Annotated in this window: 24 protein-coding genes; 12 read left to right on the forward strand and 12 right to left on the reverse strand. The window is 59.3% G+C overall.

Translation table 11 applies throughout. The features are described 5' to 3' along the window. Positions 1 to 29: 29 nt before the first annotated feature. Both B6S08_RS11945 and B6S08_RS11950 read right to left on the reverse strand, forming a co-directional pair. The gene (locus B6S08_RS11945; RefSeq protein ID WP_094201034.1) at positions 30 to 737 is read right to left on the reverse strand and encodes an HAD-IA family hydrolase; all 708 of its coding nucleotides are present in this window, start codon (positions 735 to 737) and stop codon (positions 30 to 32) included. A gap of 75 nt (positions 738 to 812) precedes the next feature. Next, a complete protein-coding gene (locus tag B6S08_RS11950; protein ID WP_094201035.1) occupies positions 813 to 1,697 on the reverse strand; it encodes a LysR family transcriptional regulator in 885 nt (294 codons plus the stop codon). A gap of 171 nt (positions 1,698 to 1,868) precedes the next feature. On the opposite strand from B6S08_RS11950, the gene B6S08_RS11955 reads away from it, so the two are divergent. The 8 genes from B6S08_RS11955 to B6S08_RS11990 all read left to right on the forward strand — a co-directional run bounded on the left by B6S08_RS11955 (position 1,869) and on the right by B6S08_RS11990 (position 8,708). Then, the gene (locus B6S08_RS11955; protein WP_094201036.1) at positions 1,869 to 2,594 is read left to right on the forward strand and encodes a succinate dehydrogenase/fumarate reductase iron-sulfur subunit; all 726 of its coding nucleotides are present in this window, start codon (positions 1,869 to 1,871) and stop codon (positions 2,592 to 2,594) included. Next, positions 2,591 to 2,929, forward strand: coding sequence for a hypothetical protein (locus B6S08_RS11960; protein WP_094201037.1), 339 nt, complete (start codon positions 2,591 to 2,593; stop codon positions 2,927 to 2,929). The genes B6S08_RS11955 and B6S08_RS11960 overlap by 4 nt, the downstream gene beginning before the upstream one ends. Then, on the forward strand, positions 2,926 to 3,264 hold the full coding sequence (locus B6S08_RS11965) for a succinate dehydrogenase/fumarate reductase transmembrane subunit (RefSeq protein WP_094201038.1): 339 nt from the start codon (positions 2,926 to 2,928) through the stop codon (positions 3,262 to 3,264). Before B6S08_RS11960 ends, B6S08_RS11965 begins: the two co-directional genes overlap by 4 nt. Before the next feature lie 55 nt (positions 3,265 to 3,319). Further along, positions 3,320 to 5,065, forward strand: a complete 1,746-nt coding sequence (locus B6S08_RS11970) for an L-aspartate oxidase (RefSeq protein ID WP_094201039.1) — start codon at positions 3,320 to 3,322, stop codon at positions 5,063 to 5,065. Further along, entirely contained in the window at positions 5,065 to 6,003 is a 939-nt protein-coding gene (locus B6S08_RS11975; RefSeq protein ID WP_094201086.1) for a fumarate hydratase, read from the forward strand. Before B6S08_RS11970 ends, B6S08_RS11975 begins: the two co-directional genes overlap by 1 nt. Next, positions 6,003 to 6,737, forward strand: coding sequence for a fumarate hydratase C-terminal domain-containing protein (locus B6S08_RS11980; RefSeq protein WP_094201040.1), 735 nt, complete (start codon positions 6,003 to 6,005; stop codon positions 6,735 to 6,737). Before B6S08_RS11975 ends, B6S08_RS11980 begins: the two co-directional genes overlap by 1 nt. Continuing rightward, on the forward strand, positions 6,734 to 8,224 hold the full coding sequence (locus B6S08_RS11985) for a CoA-acylating methylmalonate-semialdehyde dehydrogenase (protein WP_094201041.1): 1,491 nt from the start codon (positions 6,734 to 6,736) through the stop codon (positions 8,222 to 8,224). Before B6S08_RS11980 ends, B6S08_RS11985 begins: the two co-directional genes overlap by 4 nt. Positions 8,225 to 8,381: 157 nt before the next feature. Beyond that, positions 8,382 to 8,708, forward strand: a complete 327-nt coding sequence (locus B6S08_RS11990; protein ID WP_094201042.1) for an NIPSNAP family protein — start codon at positions 8,382 to 8,384, stop codon at positions 8,706 to 8,708. 224 nt (positions 8,709 to 8,932) lie between these two features. On the opposite strand, the gene B6S08_RS11995 is transcribed toward B6S08_RS11990, so the two are convergent. The 9 genes from B6S08_RS11995 to lptM form a co-directional block, all read right to left on the reverse strand. Next, the gene (locus B6S08_RS11995; protein ID WP_169716402.1) at positions 8,933 to 9,706 is read right to left on the reverse strand and encodes a TSUP family transporter; all 774 of its coding nucleotides are present in this window, start codon (positions 9,704 to 9,706) and stop codon (positions 8,933 to 8,935) included. An 85-nt stretch (positions 9,707 to 9,791) separates the two neighbouring features. Next, complete coding sequence (locus B6S08_RS12000) at positions 9,792 to 11,312, reverse strand: tripartite tricarboxylate transporter permease (RefSeq protein ID WP_094201044.1); 1,521 nt, start codon at positions 11,310 to 11,312, stop codon at positions 9,792 to 9,794. Continuing rightward, a complete protein-coding gene (locus B6S08_RS12005; protein ID WP_094201045.1) occupies positions 11,309 to 11,803 on the reverse strand; it encodes a tripartite tricarboxylate transporter TctB family protein in 495 nt (164 codons plus the stop codon). The genes B6S08_RS12000 and B6S08_RS12005 overlap by 4 nt, the downstream gene beginning before the upstream one ends. A 63-nt stretch (positions 11,804 to 11,866) precedes the next feature. Further along, entirely contained in the window at positions 11,867 to 12,853 is a 987-nt protein-coding gene (locus B6S08_RS12010; protein WP_094201046.1) for a Bug family tripartite tricarboxylate transporter substrate binding protein, read from the reverse strand. A gap of 195 nt (positions 12,854 to 13,048) precedes the next feature. Continuing rightward, positions 13,049 to 13,966 carry a tyrosine recombinase XerC gene (gene xerC / locus B6S08_RS12015; RefSeq protein ID WP_094201047.1) on the reverse strand — a complete coding sequence of 306 codons (918 nt, stop codon included), beginning with the start codon at positions 13,964 to 13,966 and terminating at the stop codon, positions 13,049 to 13,051. Then, positions 13,953 to 14,636, reverse strand: a complete 684-nt coding sequence (locus tag B6S08_RS12020) for a DUF484 family protein (protein WP_094201048.1) — start codon at positions 14,634 to 14,636, stop codon at positions 13,953 to 13,955. The genes xerC and B6S08_RS12020 overlap by 14 nt, the downstream gene beginning before the upstream one ends. Then, positions 14,633 to 15,466, reverse strand: coding sequence for a diaminopimelate epimerase (gene dapF, locus B6S08_RS12025; RefSeq protein ID WP_094201049.1), 834 nt, complete (start codon positions 15,464 to 15,466; stop codon positions 14,633 to 14,635). Before dapF ends, B6S08_RS12020 begins: the two co-directional genes overlap by 4 nt. A 3-nt stretch (positions 15,467 to 15,469) precedes the next feature. Then, positions 15,470 to 16,726: a diaminopimelate decarboxylase gene (gene lysA, locus B6S08_RS12030; protein WP_094201050.1), complete on the reverse strand. Its 1,257-nt coding sequence runs from the start codon at positions 16,724 to 16,726 to the stop codon at positions 15,470 to 15,472. 11 nt (positions 16,727 to 16,737) lie between these two features. Then, positions 16,738 to 16,860 carry an LPS translocon maturation chaperone LptM gene (lptM, locus tag B6S08_RS18265; protein ID WP_141202192.1) on the reverse strand — a complete coding sequence of 41 codons (123 nt, stop codon included), beginning with the start codon at positions 16,858 to 16,860 and terminating at the stop codon, positions 16,738 to 16,740. Between the two features lie 72 nt (positions 16,861 to 16,932). Between lptM and cyaY the strand changes: the two genes are divergently transcribed. Then, positions 16,933 to 17,244 carry an iron donor protein CyaY gene (cyaY, locus tag B6S08_RS12035; protein ID WP_094201051.1) on the forward strand — a complete coding sequence of 104 codons (312 nt, stop codon included), beginning with the start codon at positions 16,933 to 16,935 and terminating at the stop codon, positions 17,242 to 17,244. 4 nt (positions 17,245 to 17,248) lie between these two features. Here the strand turns inward: cyaY and B6S08_RS12040 are convergent, their stop codons facing one another. After that, positions 17,249 to 19,792 (reverse strand): class I adenylate cyclase, encoded by a 2,544-nt coding sequence (locus tag B6S08_RS12040; RefSeq protein WP_094201052.1) that lies wholly within the window; start codon positions 19,790 to 19,792, stop codon positions 17,249 to 17,251. A 197-nt stretch (positions 19,793 to 19,989) separates the two neighbouring features. Between B6S08_RS12040 and hemC the strand changes: the two genes are divergently transcribed. From hemC to B6S08_RS12055, 3 genes are read left to right on the forward strand one after another with little or no spacing between them, the layout of a single operon-like run. Continuing rightward, positions 19,990 to 20,919 carry a hydroxymethylbilane synthase gene (hemC, locus tag B6S08_RS12045; RefSeq protein ID WP_094201053.1) on the forward strand — a complete coding sequence of 310 codons (930 nt, stop codon included), beginning with the start codon at positions 19,990 to 19,992 and terminating at the stop codon, positions 20,917 to 20,919. Further along, the gene (locus B6S08_RS12050; protein ID WP_094201054.1) at positions 20,916 to 21,665 is read left to right on the forward strand and encodes a uroporphyrinogen-III synthase; all 750 of its coding nucleotides are present in this window, start codon (positions 20,916 to 20,918) and stop codon (positions 21,663 to 21,665) included. Before hemC ends, B6S08_RS12050 begins: the two co-directional genes overlap by 4 nt. Further along, a complete protein-coding gene (locus B6S08_RS12055) occupies positions 21,658 to 22,770 on the forward strand; it encodes a uroporphyrinogen-III C-methyltransferase (RefSeq protein ID WP_094201055.1) in 1,113 nt (370 codons plus the stop codon). Before B6S08_RS12050 ends, B6S08_RS12055 begins: the two co-directional genes overlap by 8 nt. The last annotated feature ends 3 nt before the right edge of the window (positions 22,771 to 22,773 follow it).

The following is a 22,773-nucleotide window of genomic DNA, read 5'->3' on the forward strand; positions in this document are numbered from 1 at the left end:
TCCTGGGAATATTTACAGTACGCTGGCGATTATAACAGCTCGAGCAGCTGCTCCAACCGCGTCAGGGCAACCTGGGGCAAGCATTGCAGATCCGCTTCGGTACGGCCGTTGTCGTTAAGCCACACCGCCTGGCAGCCGCTATGCACGGCACCGGCCACGTCGGTGCGAATATGATCGCCAATATGCAAAATCTCGGCGTGATTCACCCCGGCCTGCTCTGCCAGCCGGTCAAACAGATCCGGCGCCGGCTTCATGCGGCCGTCGGGGCCGGCCTTGAGCACAATCTCGAAATAGGGCGCCAGCTCGGTGTGCTCCAGGGGCATATTGCCGTTGGTGATCACCGCCAGCCGGTACTTTTCCTTGAGCGTGGTCAGCACGTTATGGGTGGTCTCGGGCACTTTGATTTTGCCGCGCTCGGCCAGAAAGCCCTGATAAAAGGTCTCGGCCAACTGCTCCGCTTTATCTTCCGCTACTCCCTGCTGACGCAGGCCCTCGACCAGCACGCGCCGACGGCAGGCGCTGACGTCGTGAGCCAGCTCTGGCTGCTCGGCAATCAGCCGGCGCTTGATCGCCGCCAGGTTGTCCGCCCCCAGCAGGGTGGACTCGGGGTAATCGTCACGCAGCGCCTGCAGCAGCCAGTTTTCGGCTGCCGTCATCACCGGCACGTTGTCGTAGAGGGTGTCGTCCAGATCAAAGCTGAGCACCTTTACGGGTGCCATTCGTTTGTAAAAGCGCATGAGTTTGTTCCATTTGCGGTAAGCATGCAGGGATTGTACTCAAGAAGGCAAGTAAAATCCCTGGCTCTGCAGTACCTATACCCGCCTCCCTCCCCGTATCGTCTGGGCCAGCTCCGAGATCAGCTCCTTGGTCAGGTGCGCCTTGCTGCTGTCCTCTTTTTCGATCAGCCCCAGTACCCGGTGCGGCGCCTTGTTGGTAAAGGGAATGCGCTTCAGGGGCAAAGTGCCTGGATACTGAATGCTGGACTGGGGAATGATGGACACGCCCAGGCCGTGATAGACCATGGCGGAAATGGCCTCCAGGGTATTCAGCTCCATAATGTCGTTCACCACGATTCCCAGATTTTTCAGGTGCTCCTCGATCAACTGGCCGACAAATTCATTTTTGTTGAAACGAATAAAGGGATGGGTCTGTAGCAGCACTTCGGGGGGATCATTGGGTGAGTCGATGGGCGCAATAACAATCAGCGGCTCTGCACCAAAGGGGGTCCATTTCAGCCCCGGACGCTCCGAGGACGTCTCGCTGATAATGGCGGCATCAATCGCGCCTCTGTCCACTTGGGCGATCAGGGAGTTGGACTGGCCGCTGGAGACGGAAATATGCAGCTGGGGCAATGACTGACGCAGGCTGGCCAGGGCCGTTGGCAGCACCCCGGTCAGCATGGTGGGCACCGAGCCCAGAGACAGCTGTCCGGACAGCTTGTCGATAATGGCCGAGGTTTCCATCAGCTGCTCATAATGCCTGACCAGTTCCCTGGCCTTGGGCACCAGGGCCATGCCCACGGCGTTCAGCACCGGTGGCCGCCGGGTGCGGTCAAACAGCGATATTTTCAGTTCTTCCTCCAGCGCCTTCATCTGCATGCTCACGGCGGCCTGGGTAATAAACACCGCCTCCGCCGCTTCCACAAAGGAGCCTTTGTCGGCAATGGCGACGAGGGTTTTCAGGTGGCGAATCGACATGTCTGCGGCCTCGGTTGAAGTGGGATCGCCCCTCAGGGCATTTCTTAAGACAATATTAAGTTGTTGTTAAATTTATATCGTTATCATAAGAAAGGCTAGTTAAATATGATGACCTCAGTGAAGTGACAGCCATTGATCCCGCAGTCATTTTTCCGACGAGGAACTGAGAGTATGGAAACCAAGCACGAGAAAATAAGCGTATCTATCTGGCGCGGTCAGGAAGACGGTGCATTCGAAGCCTTTGAAGTTCCCTTTGTGGAAGATCAAACCATCCTGGATCTGCTGACCCATGTTCAGCGCTCCGTGGACAGCTCTCTGTCCTACCGTTTTGCCTGCCGGGTCGGCATGTGCGGCTCCTGCGCCATGCAGGTGAACGGCAAGCCGCGCTGGACCTGCCGGACCCTGGTTCGCAATGTGGTACAAAACGGGCAATTGACCCTCAAACCCCTGGCCAATCTGCCGATCGTCAAGGATCTGGTGGTGGACATGGAGCCATTTTTCAAAAAATGGCAGTCGGCCAAGGGCCGGTTCGAGCCCGCCCCCGCTCCCGTTGAGCACTTTGTGCCCATCAAGCCCGACGACAAGCAGCGGCAAAAAGCGGACGATGCCATTGAATGCATCAACTGTGGTTGCTGCTATTCCGCCTGTGACGTGGTGGAGTCCAATCCTGCCTACCTAGGTCCGGCGGCCCTGAACCGGGCCTGGTCACTGATCAACGATGCCAAGGATTACGCCAACCCGGAACGTCTGATCGCGGTCAGTAGCGATGGCGGCTGTCAGAATTGCCATACCAATTCCCAGTGTGTGGCGCGCTGCCCCCTGGGGCTGAACCCAACGCGCTCCATTGCCGGTCTGAAGAAGGCAGTCTCCCTGGCCACGCTGAAGGGGGAAATATGAATAAAAGAACCGAATTCAAGCTGTGGCTGGCGCATCGCCTGAGCGGCATGCTGCTGGGGCTGTTCGTGGTCATTCATATTACCGGCATGATTATCGCGATTCAGGGAGGCCTGTCCGCCTCCGAGATACTGCAGCGAACCAGCGGAAACTATTTACTCGGCCTGTTTTATGCCCTGTTTACCCTGGCGGCGGCCACCCATTCCGTTATCGGTCTGCGCACCGTGGCCAGGGAAGTCATGGGTTGGCAGGGAACAGGTGCCAACCTGGCGCTGGCCGTCTTTTTCCTGATGCTCTGTATCACGGGTATTTCTGCGGTAGGAGGCCTGGTGCTATGAAAAAGAACCGAGACAAAAAAGAGTACTGGGCGTCCTTTGTCCAGCGCTGGTCGGGCGTGGCCCTGGCCCTCTTTCTTCCCTTTCACTTTATGGTGCTGAGCCTGATCTTGCAGGGCCCGGAAGTACTGGACGGCTTTCTTTACTGGGCGGATGCGCCCCTCGTCAAGTTTGCCGAGGCCGGTCTGGTGGGCCTGCTGGCCATTCACCTGCTGGGGGGTGTCCGGCTGTTGATTATCGAGTTCTTTGCCTGGAAAGAATGGCAGGGCTACCTGATATCCGCTGCCGCCACCGGTGCCGCCGCAACAGGTTGTTTATTTCTTCTGAGGGCACTCTGAGTATTTGGCCTTAAAACATTCGATGGTGTCCTTTGCAGGATAACGAGGGGAATTTATGAATATTGAAACCAAACAGACCGATATTCTTATTCTGGGCTCTGGTGGCGCCGGCCTGTTTGCCGCACTGCATTCCTACAGAAGCAACCCGGAACTGAAGATCACCGTGGCCGTCAAGGGCCTGCTGGGCAAATGCGGCTGCACCCGCATGGTACAGGGGGGCTATAACGTAGCCCTGAATCCGGGGGATTCGGTAGAGCGCCATTTTATGGATACCATTCACGGCGGCTACTGGATTCCCAACCAGGAGCTGGCCTGGAAACTGGTAGAAACAGCCCCCGGCCGCGTGCTGGAGCTGGAAAACGAGATCGGCTGTTTCTTTGATCGGGTGGAAGACGGCTCCCTGCACGGCAAGGCGTTCGCGGGCCAGACCTTTGATCGCACTATTCACAAGGGGGATCTGACCGGTATCGAGATCATCAACCGGCTGTCCGAGCAGGTCTGGGCCCGTCCCATCGACCGGCTCGAGGATCACAGGGCCATCGAGATTATCAAATCCGAGGACGGCGAGCGGATTGCCGGCATTCTGATGGTCAACCTGCGCACCGGCAAGCCGCTGTTTGTGCAGGCCAAGGCGGTCATGCTGGGCACCGGTGGCGGCCCGACCATGTATCGCTATCACACCCCTTCCGGCGAAAAATCCTGCGACGGCCTGGCCATGGCGCTGCGAGCCGGGCTGAATCTGCGCGACATGGAAATGGTGCAATTCCACCCCACCGGCCTGCTGGCAGGAGAAGGTACCCGGCTGACCGGCACAGTGCTGGAAGAAGGGCTGCGCGGGGCCGGCGGACACCTGCTCAATGGCAAGGGTGAGCGCTTTATGCACTCCTATGACGAGCGTGGCGAGCGCGCCACCCGCGACGTGGTCTCCCGCTCCATTTATCGCGAGATGCGCAAGGGCAACACCACCAAGAGCGGCGGTGTGCATATCAGCATGGGCCACCTGGGTCCGGACAATGTACGCGAGAAGTTCAAGGGTATGGTCAGCCGCTGCCAGGACGTGGGCGCAGATCTCGCCGGCGGTCTGGTGGAGGTGGTGCCCACCGCCCACTACATGATGGGGGGCGTTGAGGTCAACGTGAACTGCGAAACCACCCTGCCGGGGCTCTACTGCGCCGGTGAGGATGCCGGCGGCGTCCATGGCGGTAACCGCCTTGGCGGCAACGGAGTGGCCAACTCCACCGTATTTGGCGGCATTGCCGGTGATGTGATGGCTGACTGGGTAGAACGCGAGGGTCGCTTTGCCGAGCCGGATCAGGCGAGCATGGCCCGAGCCATGGACTTTATCGAGACCCCCTTCCGCAACCAGCCGGGGGATCTCAATGACCTTCGTTACCGGCTGCTCGACAAGATGTGGGATGACGCCGGCATTATCCGCAATGCCGAAGGGCTGGAGCGTGCCTACAAGGATGTGCTGGCCATTCGTGAAGAGCTGCTGCAACTGGGTATTCCCGAGCGGGCCAAGGCCTATAACCAGACCTGGCACGACTGGCTGAACCTGCATTCCCAGATCAGCGTCAGCCTCACCATTATCAAGTCGGCGCAGCTTCGCAAAAATTCCCGGGGCGCGCATTTCCGGGATGATTACCCCGACAAGGGCGATCTGGAGACCTCGACCTATATCCGGTCGAGCCAGCATGGCAATGAGATAGCAGTGACAGAAGTTCCGGTGGAGTTCACTCGGGTCAAACCCGGGCAGACCCTGATTATGGAAGAGCAAGAAGCGAAAATGGGAGTCGCATGATGAGCGCAAAACGGATACCCCAGCAACTGGTACTGGAAACGGCAACGGCACTGATGGCACGGGCGGCAATCGACATTCCCCCCGATTACAAGCAGGCCCTGCAGCAGGCGGCCAGCCAGGAAACCGAAAACCTGTCCTGCTTTGTGATCAAGACCATGCTGGAAAACTACGACGTGGCCGAAAAAGACCGCCGACCCATGTGTGCCGACACCGGCCTGCCGCGGTTTTATGTCAAGGCGGGGAACGAGGCCATGGTGGAAGGGGGCTTTGTGGCCCTGGAACACGCCGTGCGTGAGGCGGTGGTCAGGGGCACCCAGGAGATCCCGCTGCGCCCGAACCGCGTGCATCCGTTAACCCGCAAGGACAACAACAACAACCTGGGCATCCATGCTCCGGAAATCGAATATACCTTTGAGCCGGGCGGAGACTGGATTGACCTGATCACCGTGCATAAAGGCGGCCTGTTCGGTACCGATTACCGTATGTTGTTTCCGGGCGACGGTATCGACGGTATCAAGCGGTTCTTTCTCGACACCATGGCGTCGTTCGGACGCCGGGGCCTGGCCTGTCAGCCCGCCATCATAGGGGTGGGCCTGGGCGGCAACAAGGACACCTGTATGCGTATTGGCAAAGAAGCCGCCTGTCTGCGGGTGGTGGGTGATGTCAACCCGGATCCGGAGGTCGCCAGACTAGAACAGGAGCTGAAAGAGCTGGGCAACAGCATTGGCATGGGGCCCATGGGCTTCAAGGGCAACACCCTGGTGGTCGACTGCCATGTTGAGGTGGCCTACACCCACACCGGGGGCATGCCAATGAGCATTCATTCCTTCTGTCACTCCTCCCGCCGGGCCGCGGCGCGTATTTACAGCGATGGCCGGGTGGAATTCAGGGACGATCCCCAGTGGTTCACCGACTTTTATCGCAGGGAGGGTATCTGATGAGCCAGATGAGAGTGGTCAAACTGCAAGTACCGGTATCCCAGGAAGATGTCGACAAGCTGGAGCAGGGGGATGTGGTTTACCTGACTGGTACCCTCTATACCGCCCGGGAAGGGGTGTACAAAAAAGTTCTGGAAAGTGGGGATGAGCTGCCGGTCGACATTCGCGCTATATCCAATGTCAACTTTCACTGTTCGCCGGCCGCCAGCCCCAATACCGAAGGAGGCTACGATGTGGGCGCGGTGACCGCCACCGCCAGCTTCCGCTTTGGCAAGTGGATGAAGGACTGGTTCGACACCTCCGGCGCCAAGATCATTATCGGCAAGGGCGGCATGCCGGAAGAAGCCTACCGCGAGGTGTTTATGCCTTATGGAGCCCGCTACCTGTCCACGGTGGGATACGGCGCCGGCGCCCTGCTGGGGCGTGGCATCAAACGGGTAAAGGATGTGCACTGGCTGGAAGAAAACGGCATCGCCCAGGCCATGTGGATCTTTGAAGTGGAAGAAATCGGCCCCTTTATTGTTGATAACGACCGGGAAGGCAACAGCCTGTTCGTCAACCATGAGCGCGCCGTCAACGCCAAACTGGAAAAGCTGTATGAGGGGCTCAAACCCCCCGCCCTGAAACGTTACGGTGAAACCACCAGCCGCGCCGATGAAGTGATCGGCGAGCCGGACAATACCCCCATTCAAATTGTCAATGTAATGCCATATCAAGGGAGTGATAAAAAATGAACCAGTTAGGACACCATATTAATGGCGAAACCGTCACCGGTCGCGGTGACCGTCACAGCGCGGTATTCAACCCCGCCACCGGCCTGCAGACTGCCCAGCTGACCCTGGCCACGGGCGCGGAAGTGGAGGACGCCATTCAGGCCGCCACCCGGGCCCTACCTTCCTGGTCGGCCACCCCGGCGGTACGCCGGGCCCGTATCATGATGAAGTTTCTGCAACTGCTGAACGACAACATCGATGAACTGGCTTTGCTGATCTCCAGGGAACACGGCAAGGTGCTGGACGATGCCAGGGGGGAAGTTACCCGGGGCATTGAGGTGGTGGAATTCGCCTGCGGCATTCCACACCTGCTAAAAGGCGAATATAGCGAAAACGTGGGCACCCGGGTCGACAGCTGGTCCGTCCGCCAGCCGGTGGGCGTCTGTGCCGGCATTTCCCCGTTCAATTTTCCGGTCATGGTACCGCTGTGGATGTTCCCCATCGCCATCGCCTGCGGCAACACCTTCATCATGAAGCCGTCGGAAAAGGACCCCACCAGCACCCTCCGCCTGGCCGAGCTGTTTGCGGAAGCGGGGCTGCCCGCGGGCGTGTTCAACGTGGTCAACGGTGACAAAGAAGCGGTGGATACGCTACTGACCCATCCGGGGATCAGCGCGGTCAGCTTTGTGGGCTCCACCCCCATTGCCCGCTATGTACAAAGGGTCGGCATCGAACACGGCAAGCGGGTGCAGGCGCTGGGCGGAGCCAAAAACCACGCCATCATCATGCCGGATGCCGATCTGGACTCAACGGTCAATGCGCTGATGGGCGCGGCCTATGGCTCGGCCGGCGAGCGCTGCATGGCTATATCGGTGGCCGTGGCGGTCGGTGACATTGCCGACCCTCTGATGGCCGCCCTGAAGGAACGGTTGGAAGAGTTACGGGTGTTGCCCGGCACTCATCCCGACGCCGAGATGGGGCCACTAGTCACCCGGGAACATCTGGACACAGTGCTCAGCTTTGTGGACAGCGGCCTGAAAGAAGGCGCCAAGCTAGTCGTCGATGGTCGCCGGACCGATCATCCGGATCACGGAGACGGCTTTTTTATGGGCGGTTGCCTGTTTGACCATGTCACCCCCGACATGCGCATTTACCAGCAGGAGATCTTCGGGCCCGTGCTCTCCGTGGTGCGGGTGGATGATTATGAGCAGGCACTGGAGCTTATCAACCGCCATGAATACGGCAATGGCACCGCCATTTTTACCCGCGAAGGACATGCCGCCCGCGAGTTTGCCGCCCGCGTTCAGGCTGGCATGGTGGGCATTAACGTGCCCATCCCCGTGCCTATGGCCTTCCACAGCTTTGGCGGCTGGAAAGGCTCCCTTTTTGGCGACCATCATATGCACGGCATGGAAGGCGTGCGCTTCTTCACCAAGCTAAAGACCATTACTTCCCGCTGGCAGGAAAACAACACCCAGTCTCAGTTTTCCATGCCGACCATGAAGTAACCGGCCTGAGTCAGGGCCACGCAAAACGTAAATAAACCCGGGTGCCCGGTTCCCTGACCGGACGCCATGACTGACGGCTTGCTAACGCCTGAGAAAAGCTTCCCTGCTCCGCAGCAGGCGGCAATAAATATCCAACATTACACGAGTGGAGAAAGTCATGTTTATCGATGAGCGTATTTATACCCTGAAAAACGGCAAACTGGGGGAGTTCCTCAAGCTGTATGAGGAGCTGGGAAAAGACGTTCAGGTCCGGATTCTTGGCAATATGATCGGCTATTTCCATACCGATATCGGCCCCCTGAATCAGGTTGTGCATATGTGGGGATATGAATCCCTGGATGACAGGTGGCAACGACGCAAGGAGCTACAGGCCAGTGAGGAGTGGCTGAAGTATGCCCTGCAGATGCGCCCGCTGGTGCAGAGCATTGAAAACAAGATACTGATCCCCGAGCCCTGGAGCCCCATCGGCGGTAACCAGAACTGACTATAATTCCTTATCTTTTTTGCAGCAGGATGTGCTCCCATCCTGCTGTTTTTTTGCCTACCACTTTATGCCGGCGCTCGGCTCATACCGAACGGACTCAACATTTGTTCAAACTGTCAAAGTCAGGATCTGCCCGCATAAAGATACCGGGTCAAGCCCGGTATGGCGGTATTTTACATGCGACTGGCTGTTAGACATTGATCACTTCTTTAGTGGGGTTGGTATCAGAACCCCGCCAGCAGCAAACGCCCTGCCAGCACTACTCCAAAGAACAGCAAAAACAGCCAGATCACCTTCTGAAACAGCTCCGCATTCATGCTGCCGGTTAACCGATTGCCCACCAGGGTGGCCAGCGCGGCCAGTGGCAAAAACAGCAGGTAAAATCCGACAAGACGGGGCGTGATCAGGCCGGCAGACACGTACCCCACCGGGATCAGCACACCACTCAGAATATAAAAGCCGCTGATGGTACTTTTGAACTGGCTCTGGCTCCAGCCACGCAGACCCCCGTAAATGGTAAAGACGATGCCCCGCAGGGCATAGGCCGAGCCCAGCATACCGGCCAGACCGCCAAAGAAATAGCTCCAGCCATCTCCCTTCAGCTGGAAACCGGGATTCGGCAACAGCTTCCAGCAGGCCATGGAGATAAGCAGTATGCCCAGCAACCCCTTCACCACCTGCTCATTGCCCAGGCTCAGCAGCAACACACCCAAGGGCACTCCCAGCAGGGCCGCAATGGTGGTTCGCTTCAGGGAGCCGGCCTGCAGGTAATGCCGGTCTTTCCACAGCGCCATAAAGGAAATGGTGGTGGACAGACCGATCAGCAGGGGTACTGCCTCCCGCAGCTCGATAAACAGGGTCAGCAGCGGCACCGCCACCAGACCATCGCCAAACCCGATGGCAGCCCGCAATAGCAGGGCCACAAACAGGATTAAAGCGATATAGCCCAGATAACTCACGTTCATCGCAAGGCCTAGGGATGAAAGCACATAGTCCATTATCGATTCTCCTTGAAGACATTGATAAAAAAATGGCTGCCAACACGGGTTGACAGCCATTGTTCAGCCGAACAAATAAAACCAACTATTGAAGAGATGAGGCTACGGTCGTTCCTCCTTTTTTCTTACTCTTTCCACAAAAGTGGCTTTTGACAAGAAAGAATACGGTCAGCGCGGTCAGGGACCAGAATACCCAGGTGATCACTCCACGGAACAAAATACCGAAGTCACCGTTGGACATCAGCATGGATTGTCGGAAATTGTCCTCAAGCAGCGGGCTGAGAATAAAGGCAATCAGAAAAGGCGCCGAGGGCACATCCAGCCGCAGAAAGAGATAACCCAGCAGGCCCAGAACAAACATCACCACAATATCAAACATGGAGTTGTTCACCGCATAGGCGCCATAAACACAGAGCACCAGCACCGCCGGCATAAGTATGGACTTAGGTACGTCCGCCACAAATCTGAAAATGCGAATGGAGAATCCGCCGATAAAAAACAGGAAGAAAGAACTTAACAGCAGCCCCATAAAGAGGGCATACACCAAGCTGCCATTGGTCTCAAAAAGCATGGGGCCGGGCTGAATGCCGTGGATCATAAAGGCGCCGATAATAATAGCGGTGATCACATCACCGGGAATGCCCAGCGCCAACAAGGGAATAAGGGTAGAGCCGCACACCCCGTTATTGCCCGCTTCCGCCGCGGCTACCCCTTCTATTTCCCCCTTGCCAAAGTTCTGCTTGTTGCAGGACTTGCGTTTGGCCTCACTGTAGGACAGAAAGGCGGCAGGGGCGGCGCCGATACCCGGAATGGCCCCGAGCACCACACCGATAAAACTGCCCCGGCAGATGGAGCGAAAACAGCGCTTGTATTCCTGCAGGGACACCAAGTTGCTGCCCAGCTGGCGCACCTTGCCGTTGTCATCGGACGGGTTCAGGGCAAAGGCAATAATCTCCGGCAGGGCAAACAGGCCGATAAGCACCACAATAAAGTTGAGCCCGCTCATCAGATCCACACTGCCCATGGTGAAGCGATCAGTGCCGTACACCAGATCCAGGCCAACGGTGGCCAGCAGCAGCCCCAGCGCGGCAGAGAACAGCCCCTTCATCAGGTGTTCACCGGAAATACCGGCAATGATCATTAGGGAGAACACCATCAGGGTGAAATATTCAGGCGGGCCAAAGCTCATAGCGAACGACGCCAGCCAGCCGGCAAACATAATCAGGGACAGGTTAGAAATGATGTCGGCGGTACAGGACGCATACAGCGCCATGCCCAGCGCCTTGCCCGCCTGGCCCTTGTCGGCCATGGGGTAGCCGTCCAGAATGGTGGCACTGGACGCCGGCGTACCCGGTGTCTTGATCAGAATGGCCGGTATGGAGCCTCCAAAGACGCCTCCCTTGTAAACCCCCAGCAACAGCAGGATGCCCACCACGGGCTCAAGGGCAAAGGTAAAGGGCAGGGTCAGCGCCACCGCCATGGTGGCGGACATGCCGGGAATGGCCCCACAGATAACCCCCACGGCCACCCCCACCGCCAGAGCCAGAATACTGCTCCACTGGGCAACCATGGAAAAAGCATCAAGCATTGTATCAAGCATACTCATGGCAACCTCATCATTTCACTTTGGGGAATACTGATACCGGCCACATGATAAAAGAATGCGTACAGAGTAATGGGCAGGAGAATACCGACGAGCACGGCGGAAATACGATACTGGGTTTTGCAGATCACGACGGAAAGCAGAATATAGGCAATACTGGACCCCCATACCATGCCCAGATCAGGGAGCAGAAGGTAATAACCGGTAAAAAACAAAACAAGGAGCAGCAGATACCACTCCTTTTTACAGGCCAGCAGGCCATTATTTCCGGATGATTCCGCCTTCTGTTTTTTTGACAGTGAGGAGGCCATCATGGCAAGGCCAATCAGCAACATCATCCATGAGATAACATTGGGCCAGAACGCAGGGTCTAGCACCAGCAACCTGACATTAGCCGGCGACACCACCGACGCCGGCACAATATAATAAATCAGCATCAGGGACAGGAGTAATACTCCAGCTCCGATGGAGAAGTCTCTGTTTTTAAAAACCATGAAGTAAACCTCATGAATATTAAAAGGTGATGCGCACCCTGAAGGTGCGCAAAATATGGCTTATTAATTAATTTGCATATTTAGCTTGACCACCAGCTCCCTGAAGGCGAGATACTGACCGTTAATAAAAGTTTCCGACTCCTCCGGCCCCATATTCACCACAATAGAGCCCAGTTTTTCCATGCTTTCTACAAAGGTGGGATTATGCGTGGCGGTATGCATCCACTTTACCCAAGCTGCAGCCACTTCGGGTTCTAATGATTTGGGGCCGGCAATACCAGTCCAGCCAAGCAATGTCTCCAGTTCGGGGTGCTCCAGCTCCGCCGCCGTGGGGGCATCTATGCCCGGCAATCTTTCCTTGGTGGTGACCAGCAGGGGATTAACCTGGCCGTTCCTGATAAAACCGGCCACCGCCGCCGAGCTTTCACACAAGAAGGTGGCGGTGCCGTTCAATACCGCCGTCGCCGCTTCACCGCCTCCCCTCATGGGCAGGTGCACCGTGCTTTCTAGAGGCTTATCTACCCCAAAGGCATTCATCACCATGGCGCCGGCCAGATGCTGCAACGAGCCAACCCCCGAGGAGCTGTAACTGACGCTACCCGGTTCGGCATGCACCTTGTCTACCAGCTGGTGAATGCTTTCTATACCACTCTCTTTGCTGGTAATGCACACCACCGGATTGATTTCGTAAACCCCCACCATTTTGAAGTCGTCCAGCTGGTAAGGCAAAGTCTGCTTCATAGCGGGGTTGACCGTGTGGGAGCCCACCCGGGCGGCCACCATGGTATAGCCGTCCCCCCGGCTGTGAGCGACAAAGGCCGAGCCAGCGGCGCCCCCCGCCCCAGTGCGGTTTACCAGCACCAAGGGTTTCGACACCTCATCCGCCATCGCCTGGGCTAGGGCACGTGCCGAAATGTCCGTGACCCCACCGGTACCATAGGGGATCACCAGAGAAATGGGGCGACTGGGGTATTCTGCATAAGCAGGGCCAGCCAGAGCGATACCGGCGCCTAACAGCAGAGAGGTTTTGAGCAGGTTACTTATAGCCATGTTTAATCCCTTAAGCTAAGTCGGTCCAATCTTTAAAAAGGCTTCACCTATGGTTAGAGGCGCTACGCACCACAAGGGTACAACCACCAAAAACCACACGACAACAAAAAGGTAACATAACAAAAACAAACTAAAATTGATTTTTTATTGACTAGTACTTAAGCAAGAATTAAGAACATTTAATCGCAAAAAGGGTTATTCACCCTTTTTACGTTTGGCCCTGGGGTGAGCCTGATCGTAGGCGTTGGCCAGGTGCTGAAAGTCGAGGTGGGTGTAGATTTGGGTGGTGGCCAGATCGGCGTGGCCCAGCAGCTCCTGCACCGCGCGCAGGTCGCCGCTGGACTCCAGCATATGGGTGGCGAAAGAGTGGCGTAGCTTGTGGGGGTGCACATGGCTGGACAGCGCCTGCTGCTGGCCCCGTTTGGCCAGGCGCAGTTGTACGCTGCGGTGGGTAATGCGCCGGCGCTGCTTGCTGACGAACAATGCCGGTTCGTCGGGGCCGGCCAGCTCGGGGCGCACGCTCAGCCACTTTTGCAGCCAGTCCAGTGCCATGCGCCCCACCGGTAGCACACGCTCCTTGTTGCCCTTGCCGGTCACCCTGACCTGGCGCTCGGCAAACTGCACATCCCCCAGGTTGAGCGCCACCAGTTCGGCCAGACGCAGGCCGGAGGAATACATCAGCTCCATGATGGCCCTGTCCCGTACCGCCAGGGGGTCGGATTCATCCAGATTCATCAGCTGATGCAGCTCGTCCACGTCCAGGTTTTTGGGCAACGGCCGGCCCTGCTTGGGCGCGCTTACCCCCTTGGCGGGATTGGCGTCAAGCCGGCCAGTGAGCACCAGCCAGTCGCAAAAGCTGCGCAGGGCGCTGAGCCGGGCGGCGATGGAACGGGGTGACAGCCCCTGCTTGTGCATGCGGGTGGCCAGGCCCCGGGCATGGGCCACCGAGAGATGTTGCCAGTCGGTCAGGTGAAGATCGGTCAGCTGTTCGCTCATGGCGCCCAGATGCCGGCGGTAGTTGTCCAGGGTATGCGGGCTGAGCTGGCGCTCCACCCGCAGGTAATCGAGAAAATCGGTTACCTTACCGGCCAATGCCGGTTCAGGCGTGGCCATCGGCCACCATGCGCGGCAGCAGCAGGGCGAGAAAGCCGGCGAGCTGGCGAATGATCAGGGTGTCCATGCCCGAGCGATAATGGCTGCTGTCGGCGCTGCCAAAGGCCAGCAGGCCCATTTCCCCCTGCAGGCCAATGCGGATCAGGGCGCAGGAATTGATCAGGGTGTCGCCAAACAGCCGCTGCTTTTCTTCCCGACCGAGCCGGCCCAGGTAGACATCCTGGCCCGCCATGCGTTCCCGATACAGTTTTTCCAGCTGCTCGCCGGCCTGGGCCTGAGGCAGGCTGCACCAACGGGCGTCCGGCACCAGCCGTACCGCCGTGACTCTGAGCCGCTCCCGCAGGGCATGGGCAATGCGCTGCTCCAGCTCTGCCGGCGTGCGGCAGTCAAACAGCCGGGGATACATGTCGAGGTAGACGCGAAAAATGCGCTCGTTCTCGCCGGCCACCGTCATCAGCTGAGTAATTTCTTCCTCCAGCTGATGAATGCGCAGCCGCTGACGCTCCATGCGGGCTTCCACCAGCGACACGCTGCCGCGCTGCTCGTGGGGCAGACGCAAGTTATCGAGCAACCCGGGATGACGGGCAAAAAAGTCCGGCTGGGACGCCAGGTACTCGGCGACGTGGCTTTCATCCAGGCCGGCGTCGGCCAGGGCGCATTTCTCGGTCATAGGTTGATCTGTCCGTCAAATACATGGGTGGCCGGGCCGGTCATGAATACCGGTTTGCCCGGGCCCTGCCAGGCAATGGTCAGGGTGCCGCCCGGCAGTTGCACGCGAACCCGCTCTGCCAGCTTGCCCCAGCTCATGCCCATCACCGCCGCCGCACAGGCGCCGGTGCCACAGGCCAGGGTTTCGCCGGCACCGCGCTCATGTACCCTGAGTTTGATTTCACGGGCGTTGATTATCTGCATAAAGCCGACGTTGACCCGGGCCGGGAAACGCTCATGGGTTTCCAGCTCGGGCCCCAGGGTGCCCACCAGAGGTGTGTTGATGTCATCCACCTCCACCACACAGTGGGGGTTGCCCATGGACACGGCACCGCACAGCACGGTCTGATCCTGAGCACGCACCAGGTAGGTTTTTTCCGCCTTCTGGGCCTTGAACGGAATATTGGCCGGCTCGAACTCGGGCACGCCCATGTTCACGGTAACCTGGTTGTCTTTCTCCAACTGCAGCACGATATTGCCCTTTTGCGTGCTGACGGCAATGCGATCCTTGTTGGTCAGGCCCTTGAGCCGCACAAAGCGGGCAAAGCAACGGGCCCCGTTGCCGCACTGCTCCACCTCGGAGCCGTCGGCATTAAAGATGCGGTAGTGAAAGTCGAGCTCGGGATCATAGGGCGGCTCCACCAGCAGTAGCTGATCAAAGCCCACGCCAAAATTGCGATCCGCCAGCTGGCGAATCACTTCGGGGTTGAAAAAGACCTTCTGGGTGACACCGTCCACCACCATAAAGTCGTTGCCCAGCCCCTGCATCTTGGAGAAATGAAGCGTGCTCATGACTCAGGCCTCGGGCAGCAAGTGTTCGTCCCGCCACAGATCCGCCAGTTCTTCCCGCTCGCGCACCACAAAGGCCTGCTCACCATCCACCATGACTTCGGCGGCGCGGGGGCGGCTATTGTAGTTGGACGCCATGACAAAGCCGTAGGCTCCGGCGGAGCGGACCGCCAGCAGATCGCCTTCGGTAATGGCCAGCTCGCGATCCTTGCCGATAAAGTCGCCGGTTTCGCAGATGGGACCCACGATGTCATACACGGCGGTGTCGCGCTCAAGCGTCTTGTCTACCGGAATAATGGCCTGCCAGGCGCTGTACAGGGCCGGACGAATGAGATCGTTCATGGCGGCATCAACAATGGCAAAGTTCTTGGCCTCGCCGGGCTTGAGGTGCTCCACCCGGGTCAGCAGCACGCCGGCGTTGGCGGCAATGGCCCGGCCCGGCTCAAACACCAGGGTCAGGTTGCGGCCCTGCAGGCGCTTTTTCAGCTCCTCGGCATAGTGGCTCGGCTCCGGCGGGGTTTCGTTGTCGTAACGCACGCCCAGGCCGCCGCCCACGTCCAGATGCTGAATGTGAATGCCGTCTTCGGCGAGGCCGTCAATCAGCGCCAGCAGCTTGTCCACCGCTTCCAGGAAGGGGGACAGCTCGGTAAGCTGGGAGCCGATATGGCAGTCCACGCCGTGAATTTCCAGGCTGCCCATGGCGGCGGCCTGGCGGTAGATGCTACGCGCCTGCTCGATGGGAATGCCGAACTTGTTTTCCTTCAGGCCGGTGGAGATATAGGGGTGGGTGCCGGCGTCGATGTCCGGGTTCACGCGAATGGATACCGGCGCCTTGACGCCCATGGCACCCGCCACCCGGTTGATGCGCTCAAGCTCCGCCACCGACTCCACGTTAAAGCAGAAGATGTGCTGCTCCAGGGCAAAGCGAATTTCATCGTCACGCTTGCCCACGCCCGAGAACACCACCTTTTTCGGATCGCCGCCGGCGGCGATCACGCGGCGCAGCTCGCCAACGGACACGATGTCAAACCCCGAGCCCAGCCGCGCCAGCACATTGAGCACCGCCAGGTTGGAGTTGGCCTTGACCGCATAGCACACCAGGTGGTCCACCTCGCCCGCCGCCTGATCAAAGGCGTTCCAGTGACGCTCCAGGGTGGCACGGGAATAGACATACAGCGGGGTGCCGTGTTGCTCGGCCAAACGGGAGAGATCGCAGGCTTCGCCATAAAGGCGGCCATCATCCTGATAATTGAAATAATCCAAGGTTGTTTCCTTTACGACTGCTCAACCTGAGAGGGTTGCTGCTCGGGTTCGGGCAGGGTCAGCGGGCCCTTGAGGCCGCATGCCGACAGGCTCAGAACCAGCGCAACCAGTGCGGTCAGCTTGATTTTGTTCATCGTATGACTGTGAATATGGTTCAGGGCTCTTATAATCGCATTCACATTCTCAAAAGCAATAGGAAGCGGGCAATGAACGACAGCGAATTCCACGCTCTGGCAGACGCCATTTATGAGCATATTGAGGCACGTATCGACGAAAGCGGTGAAGACATCGAATGTGAAACCGTGGGCGGCGTAATGAACCTGACCTTTGAGAACGGGGTAAAGTTTGTGATCAACCGCCAGGAGCCGCTGCACCAGATCTGGCTGGCCACTCGGGAAAACGGTCATCACTTTGCGCTGCAGGGTGACCAGTGGATCGACAACCGTCAGGGCCACGAGCTGCTGAGCTGGCTCAGCCTGCAGGCCAAACGCCAGGGCGGCGTCGAGCTGCCGCTGTAATTCCTCAGGCCGGCCCGGCCCGCAGCGGATCCCGGTCGTCCTTGCTGGTGCGGTAGGTCAGTACCCGCTGCTCACCGTCTTCACGCACAATTTCGTAATACTGGGGCAGGTTGAAGTGGCTGAAATGGCTTCGTCCTTCCCCCTGCTCCTGGTTAGCGGTATAGAAACGGTTGATGCTCTGCACCAGCTCGTCCTTGCTGCCGGCAATCTGGTGGTACACCTCGGTGCGATTGGCTTCATCCAGAATATACAGGTTGTAGCCCTCACCGCTGTTCTCAAAGAAAAACTGCATCAACCCCTCGCTGGCATAAGCATCCACCACCTCGGGTACCGGCGGCCGCTGATGCTGATCCAGCCGCAGTGCATAACCCCGGCGAGCCGTTGCGTCCCGCGCAGCGGCACCGAGGGGCGAGGGCTCCCGCATGGCACCATTACGTTCCGCCTCCATGCGTTTGACACTCACCCCGCGCCGCTCAAAGAAAATGCCGAACTGCTCCGGCCCCAGCATCAGCCGCTTGAGCCTGTGCCCTTGTGCCGGCTCCAGCCGCAGCCCGATGCATTCCTTGACCAGTTGCTCAAAGCGGGTGCGCAGCAGGCTGCGAAAATGCCGGCTATAGCAAAATACGTCCACCTTGTCGGGCGGGCTGGCCCCCTGGTGCATCTTGCCCAGCATGGCGGTGAGGGCATCGACCACAGCGGTCTCTCCTTCAAAATGCAGGGTGCGAATCTCGTCCCAGGAGTTGCGATAGATGATGTCTACCGAGCCCACCAGGTTTTCTCGCTGGCGACCGAAACTGAAGGGATCACTGGTATCGGCACCAAACTCGATGGGCCTGTCCCGGCGAAGGGCGGTGGGATCCTGCTCCAGGTTGAGGAAGATGCCGAGGTGGCGCACCTCGCAGGGCCGGCTCAGGGCCAGGTTGGTGGGCGCCGGCAGCCTTACCGGAAACACGCGGGCCAGATCCCGGCTGAATTCCTGCAGGTGCTGCAGATCCAGATCCGTGCTTTGGTTAAACAGGTGCCACTGGGTCTGTTCGGTCAGCAGGCCGTTGAAATGCGCCCAGGCCACCAGCCGGCTGGCGTAGTCGCTGTGTTCCAGCGGGCTGCGCCCCAGAATCTCTACCGGTGACAGCCCGTATTTGTAAAGGTACCAGCCGGCCTGGTTGGCCCGCCCCTTGGGAACCTGCACCAGGCTGATGTCCGGCTCGCTCAGATTCGGCGCAATGCGCAGGTTAATCAGCTGCACCTTGCCCGGCAGGTTTTCAAAGGCGGCATAGAGTTTGCGCGACAGAATGCCAATGTCTTCCGGGTTAATGGACTCACTGATGTTGTTGCGCCGGGCGAACTGGATCAGGCTGCGGTAGCTTTGCATCAGGGCTTCGAGCAACTCGCCGTAGGCGGCCCTGACCTCCTCCACCTTCCAGTTGTTTCTGTCGTCCAGCTTGGCCAGTTTTTCCGCCGGCCAGTCCCAGAGGGCGATCAACCGGTCCATGGTGCGGCGGCGCCAGGCAAAGGCCTCGTCGTGCTCCTGTCCCGGCTCCAGGGCCTCCGAAACCTTGAGATAAAAGCAGCGGCGTACCAGATCCAGGCGCTTTTCGTCGCCGATGGACTTGAGGTAGTCGGTCACCTTTTCCAGCATCAGCACATAGTGATCCTGGGTTTCATCCAGCGATTCGGCGGTCTGAAACACCGCCTTGTGCTGACGACACAGCAACTGGGTATCGGGATATTCGTGGGAATAGGCTTCCATCAGCACGGTTTTAAGCACCGCCTTGTAGGGCGAGTCGATGCTCTTGTAGAGCTGCCACAGGGCCGAACCGAAGTATTCTTCCGCCGGTATGCGGGCAAAGCCGCCCAGATCGAGCCAGTCGTCGTGATTGAGGGTGCCGTTGGCGAACTGCTCGGCCACAAAGCGATCGTACTCGGGCCCCAGCTTGCCGGGGGCGAACAGCCACACCAGCCGCTTGCCGGCGATGCGCAGGTGGCTGCGGTAGAACTCGTCCAGCAGCAGCAGGTGCTGGGCGCTGCCGCAGCTTTCCCCTTCCACCCACTGCTGGTTGTCGGTACGGAATTTATTATCGGGAATCAAAAAGAAGTTGAGTTCCACCCGACGCTGTTCGGCCCATTTGGAAATCAGCAGGCACTTTTGCTGCAGCAACGCCACCCGCTCGGCGGTCATGGCGTGGGAATGACACACCCAGATATCCAGGTCGGAGCGGCGGCCCTGGCCGATGGAGGAGGTGCTGCCCATGGAATAGAGCCCGAGGATTTCGTGGCGGTCCTGGGCCAGGCCCTGGTGGCCGTTGGCCGCCCGGCACAGCTCGTCGATAAATTCGCGCTGGCAGGGATTGGGAGCAAAACGGCAGATGCCCGCCGGCACGTCACCGGGCACATAACCCGGCAGCAGGGGGTGGTGGTAGTGCAGCAATACCGGTAACAGCTGAAACACCTGCTGGCCGTAACGGTTCATGACCGCCAGGGCACGTTGCTGCTTCTGCTGGTTGAATTGCTCACACCGCTCGACGAGCCGATGAAAATTAGCGTGCAATGAGTTCAGGCCTTCGTTGGACCGACACAAACCCGCAACGGGTCAAAAGTGTGATCATGGTAACAATTAGCCAGTAAATGAACAATATCCCGTAATCACTCGGTAACGGGATGTCACTCGCGCGGCGCTCTTTGCCTGAAATAGCCGCACGAGAGTGATAACATCGAACCCAGTACCCGGTAAACAACGAGAGTTTTATGGCCAATCGCATTATTCGTATCGCCACCCGCAAAAGCCTGCTGGCCCTGTGGCAGGCCCATTACGTCAAGGATCGCCTGGAGGCCCTGCACCATGACGTGACCGTGGAGCTGGTGCCCATGACCACCCAGGGCGACGTGCTGCTCGACACCCCGCTGTCCAAAATCGGCGGCAAGGGGTTGTTTATCAAGGAGCTGGAGCAGGCCATGCTCGACGGTCGCGCCGACATCGCCGTGCATTCCATGAAGGATGTGCCGGTGGAGTTCCCCGAGGGCCTGGGACTGACGGTGATCTGCGAGCGCGAAGACCCGCGTGATGCCTTTGTTTCCAACCACTACAAAACCCTGGCCGAGCTGCCCGCCGGCGCCGTGGTGGGCACCGCCAGCCTGCGCCGAGAATGCCAGATCCGCGCCCGTTACCCCGAGCTGCAAGTCAAAACCCTGCGTGGCAACGTGCAGACCCGGCTGCGCAAACTGGATGACGGCGAATACGACGCCATTATTCTGGCCGCCGCCGGCCTCAAGCGCCTGGAGCTGGATGAGCGCATCGCCGGCCTGCTGAGCCCGGAAGACAGCCTGCCCGCCAACGGCCAGGGCGCCGTGGGCATTGAATGCCGGCTCGACGACGCCGAGCTGCTGGAACTGCTGGCTCCGCTGAATGACCGCGACACTCGGCTGCGGGTGGAAGCGGAGCGGGCCATGAACCACGGCCTGCAGGGGGGCTGCCAGGTACCTATTGGCTCCTACGCCCTGCTCGAAGGCGACCAGATCTGGCTGCGCGGCCTGGTCGGCCGCCCCGATGGCAGCGAAGTGCTTTACGATGAAATTCGCGGCCCGGCGGATCAGGGCCAGGCCCTGGGTGCCGAACTGGCCAAGCGGCTGCTGGCCGCCGGCGCCGACAAGATTCTGGCCGAGGTGTATTCCTCGTGATTCCGCTGGTGGTCCGCCCCGAGCCACAAAACCGCAGCCTGTGCGAGGTGCTGCACCGGGCCGGCCACCAGCCGGTGGCGTCTCCCCTGTTGCACTTTGCCCCCGGCGCCGAACTGGACCGGGTCACGGCGCTGTTGGGTGAGCTCGGCAGCCGGGATTATGTGATAGCGGTCAGCGCACAGGCGGTAAATTTCGCCGATAATGCCTTGAAAACTCAAGGACAATCCTGGCCGGCTGCCACCTATGTGGCGGTGGGCGAGGCCACCGGTCAGGCCTTTGCTGCGGCAGGCCTGACCGATGTGCTGGTGCCGGACGACCCTCGCTCCGAGGGCATGATCGCCCTGCCCCAGCTGCGATCGCCCGCCGGGCGGCGGGTGCTGATACTGCGCGGCGACGGCGGCCGGGACATGATGGCCCCTACCCTTGCTGCACGGGGCGCACAGGTGGCGTATTGCGAAGTCTACCGGCGCTGTTATCGTGACGATGCCGGTAGCGAGCTGGTGAAAGAGTGGCAGCACCGGGGTGTGGACAGTATTATCATCACCAGTGGCGGCCTGCTGCAGCACCTGTTTCGGCTCGCCGCCCACAGCGCAAGGGACTGGCTGCTAAGCCGTTTATTGATTGTACCCAGCATTCGCGTGGTCGAGCAGGCGAAGGCCCTGGGGTTTACTCACATCATCAATGCGAAAGGCGCATCCAACCCGGCGTTGCTCAACGCCCTGGATGAGAGGAAAAGGAATGACTGACAAGAATCAAGACAAGCGGGACGACAAGCTGGTTGCCGGCGCCTCTAATCAGGCAGACACCCCGGCTCCCGAAACCCCGGCCGCCGAGCAGGCCAGCTCCCCCGAGCCGGCACAGGAAAAGCAGCCTTCCTCCGGCAAGGGGCTGGCCACGGTCGCCATTGTGCTGGCGGTGATCCTGACCGGCGGCCTGTACTGGCACGGTCATCAGCAGGGCGTGGCCCAGGCCGGCCAGCTTGCCAGCCTGGAAGCGCGCCTGGCGCAGCAGCAGTCCACCATTGACAGCCTCAAGAGCGAACAGGGCGCGACCCTCGGCAAACTGGAAAGCGCCCAGAACAGCGTGACCGAACAGGTGGAAGGCCTGTCGCGCAAGGTGCTGGATCTCGACAGCAAGCGCCCCAACGACTGGATGCTGGCGGAAGCCGAATACCTGGTGCGCATGGCCGGCCGCAAGCTGTGGCTGGAGCATGACGCCGTGTCTGCCGCCATGATGCTGGCCAACGCCGACGAGCGCCTGGCCGCCCTCAACGATCCCACCCTGGTGCCCATTCGCAAGGCCCTGGCCGATGACATTGCCAGCATCAAGTCGGTGAAAAAGGTCGATCGCGAAGGCCTGGTGATTAAGCTCAACAGCATCAATGATCAGGTCGACAAGCTCAAACTGGCCGGCGTGATCATGGCCCGGGCCGAGGAACCCGACCTCGCCCTGTCCGAGTCGGTCAGCGACTGGAAAGACAACCTGAAAAAGAGCTGGGCCAGCTTTACCGACGACTTCGTCACCGTGCGCCGTCGCGACGGCAACGTCGAGGCCCTGCTTTCCCCCCAGCAACACTGGTACCTGAGCGAAAACCTCAAGGGCAAGCTGCTGCAGGGCCAGCTGGCGGTCTACCGCGAGCAGCAGGAGATCTTCGACAGCTCCCTGGCCCAGTCAAAGCAGTGGTTGCAGGACTACTTTGCCGACGACAGCGTGCGCCAGTTTATGCTGGAGCAAATCGAACAGCTTGAAGGCCAGCAGATCAGCGTGGACTACCCGGAGCAGTTTGCCGCCCAGGAACACCTGCAACAGCTGCTGGATGACCGGCTGCAACGCCTGCTCACCGGCCTGTAAGGG

The sequence above is a fragment of the Oceanimonas doudoroffii genome (genome assembly GCF_002242685.1).
Classification (GTDB): Bacteria; Pseudomonadota; Gammaproteobacteria; order Enterobacterales; family Aeromonadaceae; genus Oceanimonas; species Oceanimonas doudoroffii.